Here is an 8,346-nt window from a genome sequence, read left to right on the forward strand (position 1 = left end):
CCGCCTGCGACGACACCGCCGCGCCGGCCCAGGACCGGGCCGCGGGCACCACCGCGCCCGCCGCCGCCACCCCCACGGCCTCCCCGACACCGACGCCCAGGCCCACCGGCGAGGCCGACCCGGCGCTCAAGCCGTTCTACGGCCAGCAGATCACCTGGGCCGACTGCCCGGCCGACGCCCGGGCCGAGAAAGCCAGGATCGACATATCCGGCCTGCGGTGCGGCACGCTGCACGTCCCGCTGGACTACGCCGCCCCCGCCACCGACGCCCTCGACCTCGCGCTGGTCAAGTACCCGGCCGCCAAGCCGGACCAGCGGATCGGCTCGCTGATGGTCAACCCCGGCGGCCCCGGCGAATCCGGCGTCGGGATGGTCACGTACGGCGCCAAGCAGTTCGCCGGCACCCTGCACGACCGCTTCGACGTGGTCGGCTTCGACCCCCGCGGCACCGGCGACAGCTCCCCGGTCGTCTGCTACGACGACAAGCAGCACGACGCCGTCAACCAGACGGACGCCTCCCTCGACCCGGCCGTCCGCAAGGCCGAGCACGTCAAGCAGGCCACCGAGCACGCCGCCGCCTGCCAGGCCAGGTCCGGCAGGCTGCTGCCCTTCGTCGGCACCCGCAACACCGCCCGCGACCTGGACGTGCTGCGCGCCGCGGTCGGCGACAAGCAGCTCAACTACCTCGGCATCTCCTACGGGACGTACCTCGGCGCGCTCTACGCCGAGGAGTTCCCGAAGAACACCGGCCGGCTGATCCTGGACGGCGCGGTCGACCCCGGCCAGGACCGGCTGGACCACGGGGTCGACCAGCAGGTCGGCTTCGAGAAGTCCTTCGAGCGCTTCGCCGCCGACTGCGTGGAGAACCACGCCGACGAGTGCCCGCTCGGCAAGGACGGCACCAAGGCCGCCAAGAAGGCCGCCGACTTCCTCGACGGGCTGTACGACCACCCGCTGACCACCAAGGACGGCCGCAAGCTCGGCCGCGACCAGGCCTGGACCGGCACCATCTCGCTCCTCTACGGCGACGAGACGACCGCCTGGAAGTACCTGCGCGCCGCCCTCGGCTGGGCGATGGTGCGCGACAAGGGCGACTACCTGCTGGCCTTCGCCGACGACTACAACGGCCGGGACGCGGACGGCCACTACAGCCCGGTGGACGAGGCCAACAACGCGATCGGCTGCGCCGACGCCGCCCGCCCCGCGCCCACCCCCGAGCACGCCAGGGCCGCCGTGGACCGGCTGCTCGCCGAGGCGCCGCTGATGTCCAGGGGCGTCACGGTGGACGACTTCAGCGAGGCCGGCTGCGCCTACTGGCCGTTCAGGACGCAGGAGACGCCGCACACCGTGCGGGCCGACGGCAGCGCGCCGATCCTGGTGGTCGGCAGCACCGGCGACCCGGCCACCCCGTACGCCTCGGCCGAGGCGCTGGCCAAGGGCTTCGCCAACGCCACCCTGCTCACCCGGGTCGGCGAGGGGCACGGCGCCTTCGGGAAGGGCAACGCCTGCATCGACCGGGCCATGGAGGCCTACCTGACCGAGGGCACGATGCCGGCCGCGGGCACCCGCTGCGACTGAGTCCCGTGGACCGGACCGGACCGGCCCGGCCCGGGTCCTCGGTGGACGGTGGCGCCGCGGCCGGCGGCAGGACGCGGGGAGGGCGCTGACGCGCAGGTGTCAACGTCACAACTTGATAGCTCGTCCGGATGAATTCGGCGCGCGCCCTCCCCAACTGATGACCGCTCAACTACCTTTGAGGCGCAGGTCGACCGGCGCCAACGCGCCCCTCGGCAGCCCCCATCCCACCGGTTCACCACCCCACTCCACCGGCACCTTCCCGCCCTCACGAGGAGGACCCGCTGGCCAGCGACATCCCGTCACAGCGGCTCGACGTCAGAACAGAGCCGACCCTCCTCGGGTTGCACCGCTTCAACGAAGCCGACGCCGGCGCTGCCGAGGAGGCCCTGCTGGCCTGCTGCGGCAGCCACCGCTGGGCCCTGCGGCTCACCGCACACCGGCCCTACCCCGACATCGAGTCCCTGCTGGCCGCCGCCAGCGAGGCCTCCTACGACCTCCGCCCGGCCGACCTCACCGAGGCGCTGGCGGACGAGAGCTGGATGCCGCAGCCGCTGCTCGGCATGCGGGCTCCCGGAAGCCAGGCCGCGCACACCGCGCTGCGGGCCGCGCACGCCGCGTACGAGGCCCGGTTCGGCCACGTCTTCGTGGTCTGCCTGGAAGGGGTCGCCCCGGAGGAGATGCTCGACACCGTGCTCTCCTCCATCCGCACCCGCCTCGCCAACGACCCGGACGAGGAGCGGCTGATCGCGTCCGACGAACTCCGCCGGATCGCCCTCACCCGCCTGGAGCACCTGGTCGCCACCCCCTCGGAGGCCGCGGCGCGCTGAGCGCACATCACCCACCCCTCCTCACCCACTCCTCTTCACCCGCGCGGGTGACCCCGCCCACGAAACCGCCCGGACGAGTGAGGCCGCGGCACCATCCGATCCGAACCACCACCGAATCCGAACCCGCCCCGCCCCGCGCCCCTCACCTTCCGGCACGGGGCGCGGGCATGCCGTCACCCATCGTGACGCCCTCGGGTTTGGTTCCCGCCCCGCTAGGCCAGAAGTGCCTGATTGATCACACCTGGGGCCCCCGGAGGCGGTTCACGGAAAGGCGTCGATAGGATGCTGGCGGCCGGTGGACCGTACCCGGCCGGGCTGACCGACACCGAAGCCGGCCGAGCCCCCAATCGCTTCCGGAGGGTTTTTCCGTGCCGGCTGGAACGCTGTACCGCGGCCGGGAAGGCATGTGGAGCTGGGTGGCTCATCGAGTCACCGGCGTCCTCATCTTTTTCTTCCTGTTCGCCCACGTCCTGGACACCGCCCTCGTGCGAGTGTCGCCGGAGTCCTACGACACCGTCATCCAGACGTACAAGACTCCGCTCGTGAACCTGATGGAGTACGGCCTGGTGGCCGCCATCCTGTTCCACGCCCTCAACGGCCTGCGCGTCGTCGCAGTGGACTTCTGGTCCAAGGGCCCGAAGTACCAGAAGCAGATGCTCTGGACCGTCGTCGGCGTCTGGGTCGTCCTGATGGCCGGTTCCTTCTACGGGATCCTCCAGCACACGCTGATCTCCTGGTTCGGGAAGTGAGCCGAGACATGTCCACGGAATACTCCGACGCCATCGTCGTCCCCTCCAAGCAGGCGCACACCGGCAGGGGACTGGGCACCGGCAACCCCGCCGACGCGTTCGTCATCGAGCCTCCGCGCCAGCGGACCAAGAAGACCCCGCGTCGCACCCGCACCAACTTCGAGATGCTGGCCTGGCTCTTCATGCGCCTGTCCGGTGTCGTTCTGGTCGTGCTGATCCTCGGCCACCTGCTGATCATGCTGGTGCTCGACGGCGGCGTCTCCAAGATCGGCTTCGCCTTCGTGGCCGGCCGCTGGGCCTCGCCGTTCTGGCAGGGCTGGGACCTCCTGATGCTCTGGCTCGCCATGCTGCACGGCGCCAACGGCATGCGTCAGGTGATCAACGACTACGCCGAGAAGGACTCGACCCGGCTCTGGCTCAAGGGGCTCATGGGCACCGCCACGGTCTTCACCGTGCTGCTCGGCACCCTGGTGATCTTCACCTTCGACCCCAACATCTGAGCCGCGAGCACCATCGACCATCGGCAGAGGCCAGAGGCGAGTTAACCCCCCATGCAGATTCACCAGTACGACACCGTCATCGTCGGCGCCGGCGGCGCCGGCATGCGAGCGGCCATCGAGTCGACGCAGCGCAGCCGCACCGCCGTCCTGACCAAGCTCTACCCGACCCGGTCCCACACCGGCGCGGCCCAGGGTGGCATGTGCGCCGCCCTCGCCAACGTCGAGGAGGACAACTGGGAGTGGCACACCTTCGACACGGTCAAGGGCGGTGACTACCTGGTCGACCAGGACGCCGCCGAGATCATGTGCAAGGAGGCCATCGACGCCGTCCTCGACCTGGAGAAGATGGGTCTGCCCTTCTCCCGCACCGAGCAGGGCCGGATCGACCAGCGCCGCTTCGGCGGTCACTCCCGCAACCACGGCGAGGCCCCGGTCCGCCGCTCGTGCTACGCGGCCGACCGCACCGGCCACATGATCCTCCAGACGCTGTTCCAGAACTGCGTCAAGCACGGCGTCGAGTTCTTCAACGAGTTCTACGTCCTCGACCTGCTGATCAGCGAGGGCAAGACCTCCGGCGTCGTCGCGTACGAGCTGGCCACCGGCGAGATCCACGTCTTCCAGGCCAAGTCGGTCGTCTTCGCCTCCGGCGGCACCGGCAAGTTCTTCAAGGTCTCCTCCAACGCCCACACCCTCACCGGTGACGGCCAGGCCCTGGTCTACCGCCGCGGCCTGCCGCTGGAGGACATGGAGTTCTTCCAGTTCCACCCGACGGGCATCTGGCGCATGGGCATCCTGCTCACCGAGGGCGCCCGCGGCGAGGGCGGCATCCTGCGCAACAAGGACGGCGAGCGCTTCATGGAGCGCTACGCCCCCGTCATGAAGGACCTCGCGTCCCGTGACGTCTGCTCCCGCGCGATCTACACCGAGATCCGCGAAGGCCGCGGCTGCGGTCCGGACGGCGACCACGTCTACCTGGACCTGACCCACCTGCCGCCGGAGCAGCTGGACGCCAAGCTGCCGGACATCACCGAGTTCGCGCGCACCTACCTCGGCATCGAGCCCTACACGGACCCGATCCCGATCCAGCCCACCGCGCACTACGCCATGGGCGGCATCCCGACCAACGTCGAGGGTGAGGTCCTGCGCAACAACACCGACATCGTCCCGGGCCTGTACGCGGCCGGCGAGGTCGCCTGCGTGTCCGTGCACGGCGCCAACCGCCTGGGCACCAACTCGCTGCTGGACATCAACGTGTTCGGCCGTCGCGCGGGCATCGCCGCCGCCGACTACGCCAACGCCAACGAGTTCGTCGAGCTGCCCGAGGACCCGGCCGAGAAGGTCCAGGCCCTGGTCGACGGCCTGCGCGAGAGCACCGGCACCGAGTCCGTGGCGCAGATCCGCAAGGAACTGCAGGAGACCATGGACGCCAACGCGATGGTGTACCGCACCGGCGCCACCCTGAAGCAGGCGGTCGAGGACATCGCCGCGCTGAAGGAGCGCTACAAGAACGTCTCCATCCAGGACAAGGGCTTCCGGTACAACACGGACCTGCTGGAGGCCGTCGAGCTGGGCAACCTGCTCGACCTGGCCGAGGTGCTGGCCGTCTCCGCGCTGGCCCGCGAGGAGTCCCGCGGCGGCCACTACCGCGAGGACTTCCCGACCCGTGACGACGTGAAGTTCATGCAGCACACCATGGCGTACCAGGAGGTTGCCGCCGACGGCACCACCTCCATCCGCCTCGACTACAAGCCGGTCGTCACGACCCGCTACCAGCCGATGGAGCGTAAGTACTGATGAGCACTCCGACCGTGGAGAAGCACTCGGCCGCTCTGGACGCGGTCGAAGCCGGTGCCGTCCAGCCGATCACCGTCACCTTCCGGATCCGCCGGTTCAACCCGGAGGAGCACCCGGACCCGGTGTGGGTGGACTACCAGCTGACGATGGACCCGAAGGAGCGCGTCCTGGACGCGCTCAACAAGATCAAGTGGGAGCAGGACGGCACCCTCACCTACCGCCGCTCCTGCGCGCACGGCATCTGCGGCTCCGACGCCATGCGGATCAACGGCCGCAACCGGCTGGCGTGCAAGACCCTGATCAAGGACGTCGACCCGGAGAAGCCGATCACGATCGAGGCCATCAAGGGCCTGACGGTCCTCAAGGACCTGGTCGTGGACATGGACCCGTTCTTCCAGGCGTACAAGGACGTCATGCCGTTCCTCATCACCAAGGGGAACGAGCCGACCCGGGAGCGCCTGCAGTCCGCCGAGGACCGCGAGCGCTTCGACGACACCACCAAGTGCATCCTGTGCGCCGCGTGCACGTCGTCCTGCCCGGTGTTCTGGAACGACGGCCAGTACTTCGGCCCGGCCGCCATCGTCAACGCGCACCGCTTCATCTTCGACTCGCGCGACGAGGGCGGCGAGCAGCGCCTGGAGATCCTCAACGACCGTGAGGGCGTGTGGCGCTGCCGCACCACCTTCAACTGCTCCGAGGCCTGCCCGCGTGGCATCGAGGTCACCAAGGCGATCCAGGAAGTGAAGCGGGCGCTGGTCACCCGCCGCTTCTGATCCCCGCCCGACACCCCGAAGGCCCCCGCCCGATCCTCCGATCGGGCGGGGGCCTTCGCCCGTTTCAGCGCAGGGCGCCGAGGTCCTTCGGCGCCGACCAGCCGCTGAAGGTCACCAGGTGCCGGTCGGGAGTGACGGCCCACAGGTCCGGCGTGCCGTCCCCATCACCGTCGCCCGAGCTGCCGAGCGTCGGGTACGCGGCGGTGGTGAAGCCCGTGGCGACCACGTTCGCCGAGGGGTCGGCGAGGGCGGAGTAGTCGAAGGTGCCGTCGGCCTGCTTCGGAACCGGGTACGCGTGCAGCTCGCCGGTGGCCCGGTCGCGTGCCCACAGGGCGAGGTTCCCGGCCGTGTCCGGACCCGGGGCGACCAGGTCGTAGCCGGCCCAGCCGCCTGACGTGGTGAGCTTGCGGGCCGTCTGCCAGCCGTACGCGAAGTCGCCTCCGGCGTGCAGCCAGAGGTCGCCGTTCTCCAGTGTCACCAGCGCCGGGTCGAAGCCTCCGGCCGCCGGGCCCAGCGCGACGATCTGGTCCGCCTTCGACCAGTCGGAGGCGTAGTCCGCGGGGCACGGCACGTCCGTGCCCGTCGCGTCCACGCAGCTGGTCGAACGCCGGGCGCCGAGCAGGCTCCGATCGAAGGAGCCGTAGTCGAAGTTCCGGTACAGGTAGAGGGCGCCCGAGCCCGGCCGGTGGAGGAACAGGTCGTCCAGGGACGGCGCGTGGTCGTCCGTCCAGCCGCGGTGGACGACCCGGTACGACGCCCAGCCGTTGTGGTCGGGCGAGGCGAGCGCCCGGATCGTCGCGTTGGGCGTGGTGTCGGTCGCGTTCACGCCGATGTACTGCAGGTTGCCCTGGGCGTCGGGCAGCACGATGTCCGCGGTGCCGTCCCCGTCGACGTCTCCGAGCGTCTTCGGCGGGTTCGGGTTCGACCGGGCGTAGAAGGTGTAGGAGGCCGAGGCGACGTTGCCCGTCCTGTCGACCGCCTGGACGATGAGGGTGTTGGTGCCCCAGTCCACGACCCTGAGGTCGACCTTCGCCGTACCGTCGGCGTCCGGCCGGACAGCGTTCGTCGAATTGCAGTCGCCGACCCCGAGGTAGTTCCAGCCGTACCGGATGCAGGCGACGCCGGAGGCCGTGCCGCCGGCCGGCGCCGGGTCGAGCCCCGTGAGGACGAAGGTGCCGGTCTGGCCCGCGTACTTGGTGGCGGGGCCGCTCGCCGGGAAATCGGTCGAGGAGGCCGTGACGGTCGGGCTCGTGGTGTCCACCGAGAAGCGGCAGTCCGCCGACGGGGCGGAGGCCTGGGTGTCCTGGAGGGCCCAGGCGTGCCAGGCGTAGCTGTGCCCGTCCAGCAGGCCGGGGACCTTGACGCTGGACCGCTGGCCGTAGGCCTGCGCCTCACCGGTGTACACCGGGTCCTGGGCGCCCGTGGTCTCGTCCCGGACGCTGAACCGGGCACTGGTGCCGGTGACGTTCGCGACGAGCTTCGGACCGTACATGGTCCGTCCGCTCCAGAACGGGACGGTGGTCGAGTCGCAGGCGCTGGTGACGTAGTCACCGCCCTGTTCCGTCCCGAGGACGGTCGGTGCCGTGTCGGCCACGGCCGCCGTCGGCACGGTGAGCAGGCCCGCGGCCACGGTCGCCGCGACCAGCCCCCCGAGCCTGCGTGAACGCGTGTGCTTCTTCAAGGAATCCCCACCCTCTGTCGGCAGATCTGTTCGAGACGTGCACGAGCGGTGAGGATCCTGCCAGTGGGGGCCGACAGCGGCAACGGGGATTCTCAGTCGGTGGCCGGGGTGCGGCGGGTGGTGGCGCGAAGGCCGCGCACGCCGATGGTGCCGACGGCGATGCCGAGGGCGAAGGAGGTGACGGCGAGGAGCAGGTGGACCCAGAAGAAGGTGGTGGGCTGGGAGTGGTCGCCGTTGGTGAAGGCCTGGCCGCCGGAGTCCTTCCAGAGGTTCTTCACGAAGGTCGTCCAGATGATGATCGACCAGACCCCGAAGGCGGTCAGGAACCAGGAGGTGCGGCGGCTGAGCTTCATGGGGGTCCTCGGCGTGTGAAGGCGGTGTGCTTCCCCAGTATGCGCGGGCCGCCGATCGGCGTAGGGCGGGCCCCTCCTGCGGAGGACGGGCC

8 protein-coding genes are annotated in these 8,346 nt (G+C 70.4%); 6 read left to right on the forward strand and 2 right to left on the reverse strand.

Features of this window, described 5'->3' with window-relative positions; genetic code table 11:
- From ACIQOV_RS15660 to ACIQOV_RS15685, 6 genes are all read left to right on the forward strand, one after another.
- Window positions 1–1,577 (forward strand): alpha/beta hydrolase (locus ACIQOV_RS15660; protein ID WP_401048868.1); only part of this gene is annotated, 1,577 nt, incomplete at its 5' end.
- A 341-nt stretch (window positions 1,578–1,918) separates the two neighbouring features.
- Window positions 1,919–2,404, forward strand: a complete 486-nt coding sequence (locus tag ACIQOV_RS15665) for a 2-oxo-4-hydroxy-4-carboxy-5-ureidoimidazoline decarboxylase (protein ID WP_359911557.1) — start codon at window positions 1,919–1,921, stop codon at window positions 2,402–2,404.
- Between the two features lie 368 nt (window positions 2,405–2,772).
- A complete protein-coding gene (sdhC, locus tag ACIQOV_RS15670) occupies window positions 2,773–3,153 on the forward strand; it encodes a succinate dehydrogenase, cytochrome b556 subunit (protein ID WP_033332398.1) in 381 nt (126 codons plus the stop codon).
- Window positions 3,154–3,161: 8 nt separating this feature from the next.
- Window positions 3,162–3,653, forward strand: a complete 492-nt coding sequence (sdhD, locus tag ACIQOV_RS15675; RefSeq protein ID WP_359911559.1) for a succinate dehydrogenase, hydrophobic membrane anchor protein — start codon at window positions 3,162–3,164, stop codon at window positions 3,651–3,653.
- Window positions 3,654–3,704: 51 nt separating this feature from the next.
- Window positions 3,705–5,447 (forward strand): succinate dehydrogenase flavoprotein subunit, encoded by a 1,743-nt coding sequence (gene sdhA, locus ACIQOV_RS15680; RefSeq protein ID WP_401048872.1) that lies wholly within the window; start codon window positions 3,705–3,707, stop codon window positions 5,445–5,447.
- On the forward strand, window positions 5,447–6,220 hold the full coding sequence (locus tag ACIQOV_RS15685) for a succinate dehydrogenase iron-sulfur subunit (RefSeq protein ID WP_359911565.1): 774 nt from the start codon (window positions 5,447–5,449) through the stop codon (window positions 6,218–6,220). Before sdhA ends, ACIQOV_RS15685 begins: the two co-directional genes overlap by 1 nt.
- Window positions 6,221–6,284: 64 nt before the next feature.
- On the opposite strand, the gene ACIQOV_RS15690 is transcribed toward ACIQOV_RS15685, so the two are convergent.
- Both ACIQOV_RS15690 and ACIQOV_RS15695 read right to left on the reverse strand, forming a co-directional pair.
- Window positions 6,285–7,901, reverse strand: a complete 1,617-nt coding sequence (locus ACIQOV_RS15690) for a hypothetical protein (protein WP_401048873.1) — start codon at window positions 7,899–7,901, stop codon at window positions 6,285–6,287.
- A gap of 92 nt (window positions 7,902–7,993) precedes the next feature.
- Complete coding sequence (locus ACIQOV_RS15695) at window positions 7,994–8,254, reverse strand: SCO4848 family membrane protein (RefSeq protein ID WP_401048875.1); 261 nt, start codon at window positions 8,252–8,254, stop codon at window positions 7,994–7,996.
- Window positions 8,255–8,346: the final 92 nt, after the last annotated feature.

Source organism: Kitasatospora sp. NPDC091257 (assembly GCF_044757675.1).
Classification (GTDB): domain Bacteria; phylum Actinomycetota; class Actinomycetes; order Streptomycetales; family Streptomycetaceae; genus Kitasatospora; species Kitasatospora lactacystinica.